General features: G+C 33.0%; 16 protein-coding genes and 2 tRNA genes. 5 read left to right on the top strand and 13 right to left on the bottom strand.

Translation table 11 applies throughout. From position 1 onward, the window contains the following. Window positions 1-11 precede the first annotated feature (11 nt). The 10 genes from PO830_RS02865 to PO830_RS02820 form a co-directional block, all read right to left on the bottom strand. Entirely contained in the window at window positions 12-725 is a 714-nt protein-coding gene (locus tag PO830_RS02865) for a hypothetical protein (RefSeq protein ID WP_272852035.1), read from the bottom strand. Next, on the bottom strand, window positions 722-2,686 hold the full coding sequence (locus PO830_RS02860) for an AAA family ATPase (RefSeq protein ID WP_272852034.1): 1,965 nt from the start codon (window positions 2,684-2,686) through the stop codon (window positions 722-724). The genes PO830_RS02865 and PO830_RS02860 overlap by 4 nt, the downstream gene beginning before the upstream one ends. Window positions 2,687-2,793: 107 nt before the next feature. Beyond that, window positions 2,794-3,291 (bottom strand): JAB domain-containing protein, encoded by a 498-nt coding sequence (locus tag PO830_RS02855; RefSeq protein ID WP_336375859.1) that lies wholly within the window; start codon window positions 3,289-3,291, stop codon window positions 2,794-2,796. An 11-nt stretch (window positions 3,292-3,302) separates the two neighbouring features. After that, a complete protein-coding gene (locus PO830_RS02850) occupies window positions 3,303-3,968 on the bottom strand; it encodes an NUMOD1 domain-containing DNA-binding protein (protein WP_272852033.1) in 666 nt (221 codons plus the stop codon). After that, window positions 3,958-5,361 carry a primase-helicase family protein gene (locus tag PO830_RS02845; protein ID WP_272852032.1) on the bottom strand — a complete coding sequence of 468 codons (1,404 nt, stop codon included), beginning with the start codon at window positions 5,359-5,361 and terminating at the stop codon, window positions 3,958-3,960. Before PO830_RS02845 ends, PO830_RS02850 begins: the two co-directional genes overlap by 11 nt. 206 nt (window positions 5,362-5,567) lie before the next feature. Beyond that, complete coding sequence (locus PO830_RS02840) at window positions 5,568-6,293, bottom strand: hypothetical protein (protein ID WP_272852031.1); 726 nt, start codon at window positions 6,291-6,293, stop codon at window positions 5,568-5,570. A gap of 333 nt (window positions 6,294-6,626) precedes the next feature. Beyond that, window positions 6,627-7,604 carry a DUF3871 family protein gene (locus tag PO830_RS02835; RefSeq protein ID WP_272852030.1) on the bottom strand — a complete coding sequence of 326 codons (978 nt, stop codon included), beginning with the start codon at window positions 7,602-7,604 and terminating at the stop codon, window positions 6,627-6,629. Further along, window positions 7,582-8,472 carry an AAA family ATPase gene (locus PO830_RS02830; protein ID WP_272852029.1) on the bottom strand — a complete coding sequence of 297 codons (891 nt, stop codon included), beginning with the start codon at window positions 8,470-8,472 and terminating at the stop codon, window positions 7,582-7,584. The genes PO830_RS02835 and PO830_RS02830 overlap by 23 nt, the downstream gene beginning before the upstream one ends. A gap of 103 nt (window positions 8,473-8,575) precedes the next feature. After that, complete coding sequence (locus PO830_RS02825) at window positions 8,576-8,947, bottom strand: hypothetical protein (RefSeq protein ID WP_272852028.1); 372 nt, start codon at window positions 8,945-8,947, stop codon at window positions 8,576-8,578. Between the two features lie 95 nt (window positions 8,948-9,042). After that, the gene (locus tag PO830_RS02820) at window positions 9,043-9,561 is read right to left on the bottom strand and encodes a hypothetical protein (RefSeq protein ID WP_272852027.1); all 519 of its coding nucleotides are present in this window, start codon (window positions 9,559-9,561) and stop codon (window positions 9,043-9,045) included. A 113-nt stretch (window positions 9,562-9,674) separates the two neighbouring features. Between PO830_RS02820 and PO830_RS02815 the strand changes: the two genes are divergently transcribed. From PO830_RS02815 to PO830_RS02805, 3 genes are all read left to right on the top strand, one after another. Next, on the top strand, window positions 9,675-9,902 hold the full coding sequence (locus PO830_RS02815; RefSeq protein WP_272852026.1) for a helix-turn-helix domain-containing protein: 228 nt from the start codon (window positions 9,675-9,677) through the stop codon (window positions 9,900-9,902). 185 nt (window positions 9,903-10,087) lie between these two features. Then, window positions 10,088-10,474: a hypothetical protein gene (locus PO830_RS02810; RefSeq protein WP_272852025.1), complete on the top strand. Its 387-nt coding sequence runs from the start codon at window positions 10,088-10,090 to the stop codon at window positions 10,472-10,474. Further along, the gene (locus PO830_RS02805) at window positions 10,464-13,859 is read left to right on the top strand and encodes a hypothetical protein (RefSeq protein WP_272852024.1); all 3,396 of its coding nucleotides are present in this window, start codon (window positions 10,464-10,466) and stop codon (window positions 13,857-13,859) included. The genes PO830_RS02810 and PO830_RS02805 overlap by 11 nt, the downstream gene beginning before the upstream one ends. A gap of 68 nt (window positions 13,860-13,927) precedes the next feature. On the opposite strand, the gene PO830_RS02800 is transcribed toward PO830_RS02805, so the two are convergent. Together PO830_RS02800 and PO830_RS02795 are read right to left on the bottom strand one after the other, a co-directional pair. Then, window positions 13,928-14,000 (bottom strand) — tRNA-Ser (locus tag PO830_RS02800). 48 nt (window positions 14,001-14,048) lie between these two features. Then, window positions 14,049-15,245, bottom strand: coding sequence for a site-specific integrase (locus tag PO830_RS02795; protein WP_272852023.1), 1,197 nt, complete (start codon window positions 15,243-15,245; stop codon window positions 14,049-14,051). Window positions 15,246-15,291: 46 nt separating this feature from the next. Here PO830_RS02795 and PO830_RS02790 point away from each other — a divergent pair, with 46 nt between their 5' ends. Both PO830_RS02790 and PO830_RS02785 read left to right on the top strand, forming a co-directional pair. Next, window positions 15,292-16,314: an HNH endonuclease domain-containing protein gene (locus PO830_RS02790; protein WP_272852022.1), complete on the top strand. Its 1,023-nt coding sequence runs from the start codon at window positions 15,292-15,294 to the stop codon at window positions 16,312-16,314. 2 nt (window positions 16,315-16,316) lie between these two features. Continuing rightward, window positions 16,317-16,682 carry an HIT family protein gene (locus PO830_RS02785; RefSeq protein ID WP_272852021.1) on the top strand — a complete coding sequence of 122 codons (366 nt, stop codon included), beginning with the start codon at window positions 16,317-16,319 and terminating at the stop codon, window positions 16,680-16,682. Between the two features lie 228 nt (window positions 16,683-16,910). Here PO830_RS02785 and PO830_RS02780 read toward each other — a convergent pair. Beyond that, window positions 16,911-16,984 (bottom strand) — tRNA-Asp (locus tag PO830_RS02780). Window positions 16,985-17,034 lie beyond the last annotated feature (50 nt).

Here is a 17,034-nt window from a genome sequence, read left to right as displayed (position 1 = left end):
ATCTCGTTTGATCATCCATTGGCAAATTCATCGATATATTTAGAATATAGGAATTCAAAAAAGCTTATTATTACTAACTCGGCTATTCGCTTTTCATCGGTTCTCTCAACCTGTAAATCCTGCGTGACAATGAATTTTTTTACAAATTCAATTAATTTATACGTTGGGGTGGATGGATCAGATGTGTCTATGAACTTTCTGAAATCTTGACTGTTCTTTATACTTAGATATGTAGAATCTTTATAAACCAAGTCCACAATATGATCGAATCCATCATAGCTACTATGTTCCTCAAAAATTTCTTCGTTAGAATATATATTTGAGACTTGAATTAAAATTGAATACCACCATTGTTTTTCATTTTCCTTACTGTACTCAACCAGTTTATTAACAACGGATTCACCAGCATCACTTAATGAATATTTAGCTATTGAATATTTATGATTGTGAACAATAAAATCTTCAATCTCAACATATCCTAATGCAGTAAGATGATCCACGGTATTTTGGATCTCTTTTGAATATGGACCTCGATAGTGACTTACGAATCTTATTGTGGCTAAAACAATTTCCTTGACAGGAGACAGCAAATTTGCTAAATAGAAAATCTTTTGAATTCCAATTTTAGATAACGATTGAATATTTACAGTTTTAGCTGCATACAGAATATGTAATACCTCATTAGATCTATTATAGTCCTTGAATGGTATGTGATTTACACTCATGCTAAACCAATCATTTTAATAGTTTCAGAATAAGGTTTCAATTCCGCAGGTGAAATTCTTCCAAAATCAAGATAATTTAATATACCCTCATCACTTGATACTCCTTCGAGTAAATTCTTGACAAAATCAGGTTTGCTTAAATTAACAATAAGAATCAACTGGGCATCAGAGGTCTTTGCAAAATCGACAAAAGTTTGAGCTAGTCGAGCCGTATATTTAACATCAAAAGCCCCTTCGGAGGTTTCAAAAATTAAGAATGAGTTACCCTTATCATTCCTCAATTCCAAATATAATTTCATCAGACTGAGTCGGAATAAATATTCAAGAAATAATCTTTCTGAGGTACTACAATGTTTTTGTAAAGTTCTTTGTTTGCCCTCATAATATGGGACATAATGCGACTGTCTGATTTTCTCAAAATTATTGGTCTTCTTAAGTTGCTTCTGTTTTATTTGAAGCTCACTGTCATCCCGAAAGTATTCTGCAGCTAAAGAACGGAAGCTATTATTAATCAGCGAAAGGTTCTCAGCTACTACTGATGATAGTTTGTCATTTTCCTTTTCCAATTTCAAGGCGAGTTGCTTGGCCTTATTTTCTTTGGGTAGTAGCTTATTTTTAATTTTATCAATATTCTCTCTTAAAGTCTTAATTTGTATGTCATATATTGAGTAATCATCTTTTGATTCAGCAGTCTTCTGCTCAATATTCAATTTCAACCGCTCAATATTTAGATCATCGAGTTTGTCATTCAATTTTTCAAGTTCATCTGCTTTCTGATCATTCTCTAACTTAATTTTAATCTTAGACTCCTCCAGTTTTAACCTTTTCTTGCTGAGCCGAGCTAATTTTTGTTCTAAATCCTTTAGATCATCAATATCGTATTGCAGCTCTGTAACTTCATCATCCTGAACACCAAACTTTGTACGACATACCGGGCATTTTTCATTCTGGATTATAGCGAGAATCCTTTCCTTTATCTGCCCGCTAACAGTATTATCACAATAAATACAGGAATCATAGTACTTCAATTTTTGAATTGCACTCATTACTTTTTTATCAGTATAAGTATTCCTATAAAACTGGTGTTCTATATGTAGAATTTGCTCATTTATACCATCTATTTCAGAAACAACCTTTTCTATTGACAATCTTAACTTTGTCAACGAAGTATGAGAATCTTTCCAGCCAGCTAAAATTTTGGTTCTTTTGTCATCAAGTTCAGTGATTTCAAGATTTAGAGAATCAATTTTTTTTAATCGATTTTTTTCCGTTTTACTCGATGTTTTATCCGCTAATTTGAGCTTCTTAGCATCCTCTAATTGCTTATTTAATGATTTGAGATTAGTATCCTTAGTTCTATTAATAAACGTGGTTAAATCGGAGAGTTCATTTGCCATGGATTGATACTTCTCTTTAAAACCAATTGGACTAATTAGTAGTTGAAGTAGTTTTGATTGGTCCTTGAAATTCCATAAAAGATAATTTGCTTCCTCCTCTCTAATAAGAAATTTCTCTAAGATAAATGCCAAATCCTCAATACTGCCTAGTTTGGTATCTCGAACAAGATATTCTGAATAATTGTCAGAATCCTGGTCCTTCGAATTATAGGTGAAACTAACTATTTCCTCCTCAAATAATCTTCGCGTGATTTTGAACACATTTTTACCTACATAAAACTCTACCTCTAACAACGCTTGATCATCATTTGAATTTGCATCTTTTCTATTAATAAAATAATCTTCATCAATATTAAATATTTCACGATCATAATTAGCAGTGAATCCAACTAAACCGTAAATAATTAAGCTTGTTGTTGTTGTCTTCCCAAGACCATTTACTCCAACAAACAAATTCAATCCTTTTTGCACCTTGTATTCCCAATCCTTCTGAAACAGAGTATAATCTGAAACTTTTATGTGCTTTAGTGATGGTAATAGAATATAATTATCCGTATCGCTCATTGCAACAATTATTATTAACTATATTGTAGGGGAGTCTAAGCGAAGTTAATCAATTTTATTATTACTACCTATAGGTGAAAATTACCTCAAGTTCTACGCCTTCTAACTTAAATATCACCTTCATCACTGAAGCTATAATAACCATTATTAGAGAGTATAATATGGTCTAGCAGGGTAATGTCAAGAAAATTACTAGCATCCATAATCTTTTTTGTTAGGTTTTTGTCTTGATCACTCGGTTTTAAGTTACTAGATGGATGGTTATGAGCTATAATTATGGCGTGTGTTTTAGATTTTAAGGCAGTTACCATTAATAACTTCACGTCAACTACTGTTCCAGCAGTTCCTCCTTTAGAAAGGCTGTAAACGCCCAAAACTTTATTGTCTCTGTCCAACAGTAAACATTTGAATTCCTCCTGTAGCTCTATTGTATTTAAATTCCAGTTGTTTAAGAGTAAATCGTAAGCAGATTGGCTATCCGACACCTTAAGTATTTCGTTTGAGTAGAATTTATAGCTCAGTTCTATTTCTGATATTTTATTCATAGCTGATAAGTTAATTGCATTAAAAAACCCCACCAATTCTGGCAGGGTTTTTAATTTCATTTATTAAAAAATTATTGTTTGTACTTCCATATAAACCCAGAAGCACTTTTATACTTACCTCTACAGCATTTGGCTATGCTGGACCTATTGGCACCAGTAGATTGAGATGCTTCTGCAACGGACTTGTACTCTGCAATCATATTGCCTTCCACATCCATCTGAATAACTTCCTTCCTCCTGGCATCTGAGTTAGGAATGAAGGGTTCTTTGTACTCATAGCTCCAGTAAAAACCTTTGTAAATATTATTCACATTTAAACACGCCCTCGAAATTGCCTTTTTATCTGCATTAACTGCACTAGCTGCACTTTCTAGGCAATCAAAAGATCCTGTAAGAGTTCCGTCATCAATGCTATATTGATACACTGTTTTCTTAAACCCACCTCCAGAGTCTGAGTTATATCCATTCCTATAGGAATTATACTGCTCGATGTATTGTTTTTCTATCTGTGCAAGCTCATCCCTTGATGACGTGGTATCAATTTCTTCCCAATTGAAAGCCTCAGGACCATAAGTCCCAATCGCTTCCTGAAAATAATGCCCCTTATTAGAATTTGATTTTTGGATATGATCTTTTATTCTACTTTCTAAATTTTTAGTTGTGACACCAACATAGATCATTCCTGTCTCAATATTTGTAGATTTATAGATCAAATAGCTCTTGACGTTATCCTGCATCGGTTCTAGATTTAGTCCAACAGAATAAATTACCGCCAGAAGACTTGGATTTAAAATCACAATCAATACTTTCAGCATAGATTTTCATCCATTTATCAAAAACATGTGCATTCATGTCACTGAGATGTGGATTTAGATTTTTAAATTTTTGTCTTAATTCTCTTTTATTCTGTTTTATACCAACTTCCACATTTGCCTTTGCAAATTCTTCAAACTCAGTGCACGTTCCACTTTTTAACTTATGATTACCTAGATTAATTGGTGTCGGTTTGAGTAATCCATGAAAAAGATATTCCTTCACACATGACATCATAAACAAGTAAAACTTGTTTTCTTCTTCTTCTGACCAATTGGATCCAAAAAACCTATTGCCAAATTCATCTTCAGGACGATAATTAGCATCAAAATAATTTATCAATTCAAATTCATAGCGCCTTCTTTCATCGGTAGACCCTGTTGGTCCACCAACAATATAATTTGACGTCATCATTATTTTGGGTGAGTTGTCTCTATCAAGAAAGAAAGATTGCTGTCTCTTTTTCTCAATTTCAATTCCACTTGTAATAATTGAATAAAAATCTTCTAAACTAGTGGTGCGCTCCAAATCGTCATAAACAATTACGTCAGTTGTCAAGTTTATTCTTTGATTTTTGAACCAGCTCCCCTTCTTAATCTCTTTTCCATCATAGGAAACTACCTCCCTACACCTAGCAATGGCTTGGCTAAGCAACGTTTTGCCAGTCCCGCCATTTGCACTACCTAATTCTCCCATCTTTGCATCATAAAAAATAAGAGCTTTATCCTCCCCTTTTTCCTTGTTTCTATGCAATAAATAACCTAGTGCTGTTTTCAAGGCTATAAATCTCTCATCACTACCCGTTATCAATTCTACAAACATTTCAAATTGTCCTGATTCATGGGTTTTTGGATCTGAAAAATCATGGTTGATGACCCTGCTTTTCCAAATAACTGCTTCTAAAGAAGACAAATCCTCTTTTTGAATTGAATCTTTGTTTATTTTAAAAAAGCAGTTGTTAAAATAAAAGCAAGATTCATCAGTTTTATCTCTGTCATTTAGTAATTCTTGATTATTTATTAAACCTAGTTTAGTATTATTAATATAACTGCCTACTCCCTTTACAAACGCTTCATATACTTCTGGATATCCACAATTCTTTAAATTGTCGCGCACGGTTTCGCATATTTCATTAATTGAACTTTCTCTAATTAAATTATTTTCTTTTCTCACCAACATTCTATGTGAGGGTGAAATCATAATATTCAAAAAACCTTGTTCATTAAGGAATTCAATTAATTTGGAATGTATTATAGTGACATTCCCTCCATCACCCAACTTCCAAAATTGGGCTTCTTTCTTTCTATTAATATTCATTTAATTTTGTGCCAAATTAACTTGGCTGTTAATAAATCGCTTGATAAGAAAAATTAAATTATTACAGACGGAGATGATCTGCTAATTGGTTTTTCGCTCATCATTTCTCGAATCTTAATCTAATTCTTCAACCAAACAAGCACAAAAATATGGAAGAGATGTCTCATTTGTAGGGGAAAATATTCTTACCCCTACGCTAACCCTCGTCATTGTTGAATTTCAAAAAAATTTTCAGACGTGAAAATTTCCTTCAATCTCTGCATAGATTTCTCAATAGTCCGTGAACCATTTTTAAAATCACTTAGAAGGCTTCCAGATTTACTAATCTCTTTAAATGTATTAGAATTCTCGTCCAAATAAGCAAAATACTTATCAATTAAATGGCCTAGGGGACTAAAAAGCGGATTCTCGATTAATTTTTGTTGGTGTAGTAAGAGAAATAGAACTTGAATATCAGTTCGATTAAGATTGAACCTGATTTTATCCCGGTTTTTAATATCTAAAAGAAATTTTGTTTCAAAAAAGTCAAGAGCAATTCTTATTTCTCTATTCAAGGCATTTTTTACCTCATCAATCAAAAAAGCACTTCGTTTCACAAATTTTTCTATACTAAAACATCGTAATTGATATTTTTTTGAGAGTTCAATTTTCTGTTCTGCCATAAATAGATCATTTTCATAAATGTAGTTTTGAAATTTATTTATCAGCTTATTCCCTAATCCATCAATTTTAAGAATCAAAAAGTCATTTTGAAAATATCTCTCTTGTAAGCTTCCAGATTCTTCATCTTTGTATTGAATGTGGAAATCTTCAGCAACAATAGCATCGTTCAATTCAGTATCCTTAAAATTACTTCCAAAACTCATAAAATCATTTTGAATCTTGATATACGATGATTCTGACATAAAATCTTCTAGCTCTACCTCTAACATTTCTTAAAATTTAATTGACACCTGACGGGGACAGAATAGATTAAACTTGTCAAAGTTATACAATTACAAAATTTCAAAGTAGTGATAGTAATAAGCTTTTCCCTTGATCACATATACAGTTTTAATTTCCATCGTTACTTTTACTTCTTCCACCCATAGCAATTGCCCCTTTTTGTAACCGTTAACGGGTGTAATAACTTCAACCTCAAACGGGCAAAATAGTTCCTTTAAAACATTATTCCAACTAACAATTAAGAGGCTTTTGGGTGTGCTAAAAAGGAGACTATTTGAAAATTTATTGAAATCCATTTTTTTCAGAAAAAAGCTATGTTATTAAATATCTAAAAACCAATTTTTGGTGTTATTTTTTAGTGAAATACTAAGCTCACGGACTAATTCGTATGCACTTACATTCCTTTCTAAATTGGAATCTATATAAGAGGATTTGTTGGCAGAGGTTAGTAAATTATATAACTTCCATAAGTTGATAGAATTTTTATCCGATCTTGAAAAATTAGCGTCCGTGTAGTATTCTTTTACGACTGTATTTATTTGGTTGTCACTCAATTTTAAAGGGAACAAATCCGATCTTTCAATTTTAGGCAAATGTTGGTACATCCTCATCTTTCCAATAAGGTGTGCAAACTGCTTTTCCGACAGCTTTGAATGACTCATTTGTTGCATAGCCATAATTGAATTATCTTGGCTGAAGGATTGAATCAGTCTTTTAATTTGATCTTTCAATTCATTTATTGTAGTGACTCGGATATCTGCATTTAATCCATCTGTGGCAATACAAAGATTTGTGCAAACTTGATTTTTAAACCCAATAAAAACTTTGAACTTTTCAGTAGTTCTTTTACTGTATAGGTTCTCTTGATTCAATGCTCGTACTCCACCAATGGTCAAACTAAGAGAGTTACCATTAATATCACATTTAATTTGCGGCAACTCAATGATAAAAGCACATCGTTGATAATAAATAGTCTTTTCATCCGGTCTAAGGTCTTTAACTGCTTTACCTATTGCAGAAGGCACACGTCCCTTAATGATGTGGCTAATTCTGATATTGGGCCGCAGAATAGTCTGACCGGAAAAAACATCTTTTGTTACATCCCCTGTAGCCTCAATAAACGATGCATGCGAAATAGTAGTTTCATTATCAGGGTAAACGGGAATAATACAATCATTTCTGAGATGTTCGAGCGTAACTTGCTCTGTATTTGCTTCAATGAAATTCCCTTTTGAAATAATTATGTCTTCTTGAGGGACTATCTGTTGTTCTGTTTTATTTATGGCTGTCAGTTCCATTTTCTTGATTATTTTGTTGAATTACTTGATCGTCAGACACTAATTGGCTTGAAATGCTCTCTAGTTGCTGTTTTTTCTGAATAACGAGATTCTTTAGAAGATTTTGATTTTCAGGATATTTAGAATAAATGTGTCTCAATCCTTCTAGGGTTTCACAAGATTCTATCTCGCGCTTAATCTTTTCCAACACATCATCTGAGCCTTCACTACACCAGAGTAGTAATTTCTTTCCTGTTGCAGCGTTAATTATAAAATCTGGCTTATTTGTAAAAAGCTCTGTTCTATCTTTTGAAGCTTTTGCATGATGCGAAATGTCAATGTCAAATACAATTGTGAATTCATAATCCAATGAATCACGCTGTATAGCCTTAAGTCCGACTTTCTCAGGAACCATTTTACCATTTTTATTATTTAGCACATAATCCTGCTTGACCCGCATAGTAGCTATTATATGGCTATCTGATTGCAGAATTTTGTTCACGAATGTATTTTGTCTGGGAGTAATCTTTCCCCAATTGGTGAAGGAGTTTCCAGGCATATTACTGTGGATATGTAATAGGTAATCCCAACAGTGACTAATGCTGTCTATTATTATAACTTCCATTCCTGCTTGTTCACAGAGCTGAATTGCCTCAATGTAGCGTTCTGGGGAATAGGGTGGTTTCATTGATACCACATTATAGTTTCCCAATTGTGCATACAAATCTGCACTGCCGTTTTCAGTATCTATTACGGCTACTTTCTCAAATTGATTTCTAGTCAACCCTTTTGCCAGGAGGAGTGCTGAATAGGTCTTTCCACTGCCAGAACTGCCTTGTAGTGCCAATTTCATCTTGGCTTTTCTTCTTTCAGATTTTCTTATTTCCATTATGGTATTTTGTTATATTTTATACTAATAGTTATTTGGTCAAATAAAAAGGCTTACCCGATTTGGATAAGCCCCTTTAATTGTTTCTGTGGTATTATAATTACTACATCACTGAGTCATCTTCGATAAGTTGTTTTTTACTCTGGAAAAGTCCAGCAAAATCCGCTGCGCTAGCCCTTTGCACATTCTGCAAATGTGACATACGCAGGTATGGTGTTCCATCAACTTCATCAAAAGTTACAGTTGTAAGGTAGTTTTTTCCAACCTCAAGACCGTGTTCATAGTTTTTCTCGTAGACCATGGCTGTGCGCTCTACCTCTTCCCCGCTCGGAAGCATAAATTTAACCTCAGCAATTTTGTAGTTTGTTTCATTGCTGTTTTGCAGGATTGTTTCTCCCAACCTTAAAAGTTTAGCTGTAAAGGAGAATCCCATTTCCCCTGTTTCTTCGTTGAAAAATTCATTATACTTAGTCATAGATTTAAATTTAAATTAGACAATTGACTACGGGGGGTTATCCCCAATTTTCAAGAAGGGTGGGGATGAATAGAGGTTAGGCTGCACTCATAATATTAATCTAATTTCTGACTAGGTAACTTTGACAAATAATTGAAATTGTTATCTTCAAATCGGTTTGTTGAATGCATATATAGCTCTCTACAGATTTCTGAACCACTTATTTTTTCTGTTCTAATACATACACTAAGTTTTGTAATCCCATTTTCTCTGGTTAATTCGGCTGACTGCCAACTATTTCTGGTTTGTGGATATAGAATTGTTTTGACTAGTCCATCTTTTTTAATGATTTTAACTTCCGAAATATCCCACTTATAATATGTTTGATTTGCGTAATCAATTCTGTAAAGATGGCCTGAAGAATTATAAGTTATTGCTTGAATATATTCCTTGGGTTGTTTAACCTCATTCAGGTTAATATCTAGATACCAATAAAATTGTTCTCCATCTATAACTTTGAACATCTCTTTGTCGAAATTTACATGATATCCATATTGTGTATAAAATTCAATATTAATTTGAGAGATTAAAGAAAGTGGAAGCAGCAGCAAGAAGGTAATGACAATTATTTTCATAAAATTAGATTCTTAAAAAATTTCAATATTTAATAGAGAAAATACCGCGTAAATATAGTTATTATATATCATAACTCTCTGCGTTAGATATTACAGCATCTTGTCATAGAATTATGACTGAAGCTGAAAAAAATTATTTATTTGATGTTGGTAGAAATATAGCTAAGCTAAGAAGACAGCACGGCTTTAGTCAACTTGATATCTGTGTCCAGATCGACATGGAAAAATCTAATCTTTCTAGCATAGAAAATGGGAGGCAAAATTTTACAGCATTGACATTACTCAAGATCGCAGAGGCGATAGGAGTAGGAGTACATGAATTTTTTCAATTTACAAAATAGCATTGCCACCTCGCCAAATCCTTACGGCACTTTATCAATCCTTGAACTCGTTACGGTAATCCGTTTTATTACTAATTCTTTATTTAAATGTAACTTTTATACCTAAGATAAATTAAATAAATAAATTCTAACTTAAAGAGAATTCAACATTTACTAACTCGGAAATTAAATTTTAGAAATAATATATGCCACTAATCACTTCATCAATGCTTACTGCGTTAGCGGTATCATTAGCAACTAAAGGTCTTGAGAGCCTTATAGAGGATACGGGAAAATCAATATCCCAAGGAGCTATAAATTGGGTAAAATCTTTATTCTACAAAGAAGGCGAGCCTAAGAAAGCCCTAAAGGAACTCCAAAAGAATCCTTCAAATGAATCGAAACTTGAAATAGTAAAATCTATTCTTGAAAATTCCATTGAAGCAAACTCAGAAAACCTAAATCATTTTAAGGAAATCATTTCTAAACTACCCAAATCGGATATGAAGATTAAGGGCAGTAAGAATGTCAATATGGGAAATGTTGATACTGGAGGTGGTGATTTTAGAATAGGAGATAATTATGGGAAGTAATATAAATACTGGAAATGTAAATACTAATGGTGGTGCTTTTCGAGTTGGTGATACTTATAATATACATCTTCAGGGCCTTGAATTGTTGCTTCAAGATTATAAAGCCCAGTTACAAGGTATAAAATTGCTAATTGATGAGTTTAAGCCAGATACTGCGTTAAAGCAATTAGAAAACCTCCAAAAAAGGATTCCGGATGAATTAAACAGAAACCCAAAAATAAAAAGTAAAATTCTTTTCTTGAGTGCTACATGTAAAAGAGAATTACAACAATTTGCTATCAAAGAAACTGCAAAAGAGTTTGTGCAAGCATATAGATTAAACCCCACAGATACGGAGTTAAGAGAAAAGGCCGGAATTGAATATTTGAACCTACAAGAACCAAAGAAAGCGGATAAAATAGCAGATGAGATTCTCAAAGAAGATGAATTTAGTATTGTTGCTTGGCTAATAAGACTTCATAATTCTAAAGATTTAAAAGTAGCGATTGAAGAAACTCCAAAATCAGTACAAAATGAATATGTCTTTAAAATAAATATCGCAAACTACATATTAAGAAAACATGCTCTCGGTTTAAACGTGGGAATCGATAATTTTCAGTTCAAAGTAGAATACGATAAGTATAATGAAGTAACTTTTACAAATCGACAATTATGGTCGATTACATTGGACTTGCTTATCAATGAGATTTTTGGTGATTACCCAATCCGTTTCCTTGCTGGTAAGGAAAATCCAGTAGTATCACATCATTTGGTAAAAAATCTTATGCCATTGCTGAAGAAGTATGTTGCGACTCTGCAGAATACTGAACTTTCGAAGGCAATTTGGCATCACAAACACGTCTACCATTATTTTGATTTTTTTCTGAAAAAGGAAAAGTCTCGATTAGATGATTTGAAGAACCTATATGCCTCCATTCCAAAAGAAAATTGGTTCTATACAATGACCTTTGTACAGGCGTTACTTGTAAATTCTGATTATGAAGATGCATTGTTGGCATTAAAAGAATACGAAAAATCTGAAGAGCTGGTCAGTGAATTATATCTTGTTAAATCAGCAGTTCTCTTTTTCCTAAAAAGGACAGATGAAATCGAGGAAGTTTTTGACAGCTACCTTGACGGCATTGAAATGATTGACGAGCAAAAGGGTTTTAACATTTTGAACTCTTTCTTTAATGTGTTTAATAGGACATTGGATAAAGAACTTTTTTTAGAACATATAGAAAAAGTAAAATCCAAAAAATTTAAATCAAAAAATCTTAAACAAGTATTTATTATAAGCTGTGAAACCAGGTATTTAGATATCTCAGAAGTAAGAAAGGAAAAACTATCTGAAGAGCTGAAAGAGCTTGAGAAAGCTGATGATTTAGACCATAACTACAAGAGTCTAATTGCTGAATCCTACCAATCGATTGACAGAATAAATGAAGCGATAGATTTTTTATCTGAATTTGTAAATAAAGAAAAACCATCACAAGAATTGGTAATGTATGCTTCACTTTTGTATAAAAAATTGCAGAGCAATGAGAAAACAGGAGAGGGGAATCATTCTGAGTTACTGGATCTACTCAAGAATTTTAGAACAATTCATAATCAAACCGATGAAGAATTGTTGCGGATTGAGTATAGCTTACATGCATTTACAAACAATTGGAGTGAGGTAAAAAGTATTGTTAAAGTGCTGAAGGAAATTGACCCCACAAATGAACAATATCTTGTAGCCTATGTGAAGACACTTGAAATTTTAGGAGCCTATGATGAAATAAAAAATGAGGTCAGTTTATTTCCTGCAAGTTTTGCTGATGAGTCGGTTGCATTACTTATTGCAGTGATTTTACTTCGAAATGACATAGAGGCTGATTATGGTTTTAAAATCCTTTACAATTTGGCATTGAATCAGTCAAATACACAAGCAAGAAAGGAATATTTGGCTTTATTGATAAAATATGACAAGAGATTTTTTGAAAAATATGAAAAGGTAAAAATTGATGTATGGGTGAGATTCAGAACCAATGGTAAAGATTTAAATGAAATATTTATTGATTCCGATAGTGGCTTTAAAGGAAAGTTAATTGGTAAAAAGGTCGGAGATACGGTTACGGATACAAACAATCTGGACATGTCAATCCATACAGTAGAGATTGTTGAAATATATAATGATGCACTCAAATTATTAAGAAATATTCAAGAAGAGATTGAAAACCCATTAAATGAATTAGGGTTTAAAATGATTGAATTTCCTTCCAACAAAGAAGAGTTTGAGGATTTTCTGATTAAAAATTTTGGTGCAAGAGGAACTGAAGAAAAAGAGTATAAAGAAAAAGGATTGCAAGACTACTATAATTCCCGCATCGGATTTTCTGAAGTTTCCAAGATGGTATTCAGAGGCAATATGGTTGATGCCTATTTTTACTTAACAGGTCATAATACTTCAAAATTTACTACGCTCCCAATTTTAGCAACCAATCCTATAAACACAAAAATTAGCGAAGTCTATGGTTTGGATGTTACTTCACTAATTTTATTCTATCAACTTTATAGGAAACTAAATTTTCAATTTGAGCATAAATTCACGGTTTCTTATTATACCAAGCAAATATTCTTAATTGGATTAAAAGAGGCAGAAAATGCCCCAGAAGATGGCCTTACAACGCAAATTACTCTTGAGGGTGTAAAGGTGTTTCCATTGCCAGATAAAAATTCAAAGATTGAATTTTACAGAGAAATTCTAAAGTGGATTGATGAGAATTGCTTGATTGACAATGTAGAAGAAAAACTTGAAATCGCATTAAGGTTAGAACAAGAGGGAAAAGAGAGGGATACATTGTTCGGATACCTTGTAGATAATATGTTTTTGACAAGTAGAAATGGTTTTAGACTAATCACGAGTGACTCTTCTTTGTATCTTTTGAAAAGCGAAGATTCTATACAGATTAATAAGTGGTTACTGAGTCCAGAAAAATATTTAAGGGTTTATAACCGAGATAAGTGCGATACAGAATTTTATAGTTTTTTATTACAGAATAATTATTCGGGAATTGATTTAAATTTAGATGTGTTAAAGAATGAGTTTTTTCAAATGCTCGCTGGAAAGGACAATCAATATTCCATGGCTTTATATAATTTACAGTACTCACTTCATAATAATAATCTTCTTATTCCGGTTTGTGCAAAATTTTTAAAGGATATCTATCTAACTACCTCAATCACGACAGAAAATAAGAATAGATATGCTTTCGATATAATTAGAAACTTGATGTATGGTATGGGAATAAATGAAGTCAATTTATTAGGAGGAGTTCTTTTTTCTGAATTTAAATTGATGGGGGCAAACTTGAATGAAGTGATGTCTGTGCACAAGGAAGTGAAAAGCTTGTATTTTAAGTGACAAAGAAAATATAAAAGGCTACCGGACAGATAGCCTTTCTATATAGTCTCCCATTTATCGGGAAGGAATAATCCCGCGGGGGAATCGAACCCCCACTTTGGACTTAGCAGGTCCACGTTCTATCCGTTGAACTAGCGAGTCGTAATAAAGGTAATAATTTATTTCTGTAAAATATTGGATCAATGACTATTACTTGAATTTTCCACTTATTCGTGTAATCTCTTCACTAATTCGCTTCTGAATAACCTTACCATAATGGTCCTGCGTCGTCTGTAACTTTGAATGCCCTAACAATTTACTTACGATCTCCATAGGAACGTCATTATAAAGCAAAATAGTGGTGGCAAAGGTTTTCCTGGCTATATGATGGGTCAATCGCTTTTTAATACCGCAGAGGCTTGCTATTTCCTTAAGATAGGCGTTAAAATGAGTATTACTGATAGAAGGTAACACCATCTCCCGCGATTCCCCATCATACTTGACCATGATTTTCCTTGCCTTAGTTAGGATTGGGATTTTATAGGTACGATTGTTCTTCTGCCTTTTTACATGAATCCATGGTTTGTCATCAAATTCCACATACACATCCTCCTTCTTCAGATTAGCCATTTCTTTAAAACCCAATCCTGTATAGCAGCAAAAAACAAACATGTCCCGTATCCTTTCTAGACGTTCCAAAGCGAACTCCTTTTCCTCCAGAATGGTAAGCTCCTTTCTGCTTAGAAAAACCACTTCCTTCTTGCTTGTTCTTGGCTTGTAAAGAAGAAATGGATCCTTATTTAAATAATCCTGTGCAACAGCATACTTTACCACCTTTCTGAAGCGCTGTATCGCCTTATTTAGTGTGCTCTGAGCTAAGCTCTTTTCCACCTTTAGAAAATAGCTGTAATCGTCTAAAAAAACCCCTTTTAGAGACTTCAATTGCACGTCTTTACGCTTGTATTTCCATTTGATAAAATCAGCTAGGTGCCTATACGATTCCTGATACTTTTTATAGGTTACCAACTGTAAATCCTTCCCGATTAATTTCTCTATTCTGGTTAAGTATTCACGGTAGGTTTCAAGCACTTGTTTTTCATTTGTTGTTGGTTCACCTTTGTAACGACTGTAGATATCCTCCACAGTGAAGGACTCACCACTAACCTGCAAAAACAAAAAAGCCTGATACAAGTTGTTCTTGACCAGGCTCAGCTGTTGGTTGATGTAGGTGCTATCTTCACAGGGTTCCACCTTTTGTTTCTTGGAGTTCCAGTAATCTGGATTAATGAAAAGTCCTGTTGAGAATTCTTTTCTTCTTTTATTACTGGTTATTCTACACCTAACTGGACACCTGCCAGTAGAATTGGCTTTAGATTTATATAAAAGAAATAATATCTTAAGTTTCATAGTTATTTATGTTTTAGTAATTTGTTTATTAATTCAATTATTCACCATGCACTTAAATATTCACGATGAGAAATTCTCAAAAATTTCATCTGTATTTAACAATACAAGTGCTACGTATAAATTTTATTGGTTTTGGTCCATTTTGGAATCCGTTGAGAATGGCACTAAAACAATAGGTAAAAAAGAATTGTTTGCCAAAATGCTTGCATTATCCTGGTATACTGTCAATTATTTTCATATTTCATTTGGCAAACAGGATCTAATCCAAAATGCTATTTATTCGGTAAGAGAAATAGAAAACTTACCTATTGACACTAGGCAAAATAAAATTCTAAACACACTAATTAATTCTAATAACAAATCAACCGTTTCCACATTACTCCATTTTGATAATAATGTGCCACATAAGTTTTTAAGCCCATGGCTAGGTACTGGTTCTAAAAAAATTGTCTATGAATTGTCATTAGATAAATCAAAAAATGCTCCTTACTCTCTTTTTAAAGACAACATCATAATAGATGATGATTGGTTTATTTTTTTTCAACTTAATCTCGGGGTTTTAAAATCATTTTGCTATTGGCACTTGTCATTATTCTTGCAAAGTCGAAATCCAAGTGTTCCTGAAATACCAAATAAAATCCAAAGACCAATTATCAGAGGCAATCTAACAAATCACAAACGCAAATACTGGGATATAGTGCTAAATGAGCTTGGTTACATTAAATGCATTTATACTCAAAAGGAACTGATTGTTGGTGAGTATATAATTGAACATTTCATACCTCATCAATTTGTTGCACATGATTTAATGTGGAATTTAATCCCAGCTGAAAGTTCATTTAATTCAACAAAAAGTGCAAAACTGCCTTCTTTTGACAAATATTTTGATGACTTCTATGCCTTACAAAAAGAAGGTTTTGAAATAGTACAGAAGAGTAAGCCAAAAAATAAATTTTTACAAGATTACCTAACAATATTTCCTCTACTCAATTTCGATAGATCCAGATTTGAAGAATTTATTCAACCTATGTTAACTATAGCCCACAATAATGGATTTGAATATTTGTAATAATGGAGAATTTTTTAAATATCCCTGACAATAAGAAACTTTATACAAGTAACCACTTTTTTATCATTAAGGACTCTTATCCTGTATCACCAGGTCACTTACTAATAATTTCAAATGAATTACACATTGAATTTTTTGAGCTTCCTCTTGAGGTTAAAAATGAACTTCCGAGTTTAATTGATATTGCAAAGAAATTAATTGAAAGAGAAAATAAACCTGATGGATATAATATTGGCATGAATTGTGGATCCTCAGCTGGTCAAACAATTTTCCACTTTCATTGTCATATTATTCCTAGATATCAGGGCGATTTAAAAAATCCTGAAGGTGGTATAAGAGGAGTGATTCCAAATAAAATGAACTATTAAAAAACAGGGTACACCTTTTTGAAAAAGTACACCTATAGGTACACCTTTTCTGGAGTAAAAAACTTGTCAAACTTGACTTTCGGGAAATGAGTTGTGTAGAAACACAAAAAAGCAGATTCCTGTGGATAAGCTTCTCATGGGTCTATTTCTAAACCATAAGCCACATTTAAGGGACTCAACAGAAACAAAAAAAAGCCCCTCATTGCTGAGAGGCTTTATACTGGGTTGCGGTCTGGACGAGACTCGAACTCGCGACCCCCTGCGTGACAGGCAGGTATTCTAACCAACTGAACTACCAGACCGTGCTTGTTATTTTATGACGTAAAGCGCGTCAATTTCTTTCAATCTATTT

The organism is Altibacter sp. HG106 (genome assembly GCF_028561755.1).
Lineage (GTDB): Bacteria > Bacteroidota > Bacteroidia > Flavobacteriales > Flavobacteriaceae > DFVG01.
Note: the sequence above shows the minus strand (reverse complement) of the source record. Positions and strands in the feature narration are given on the sequence as shown.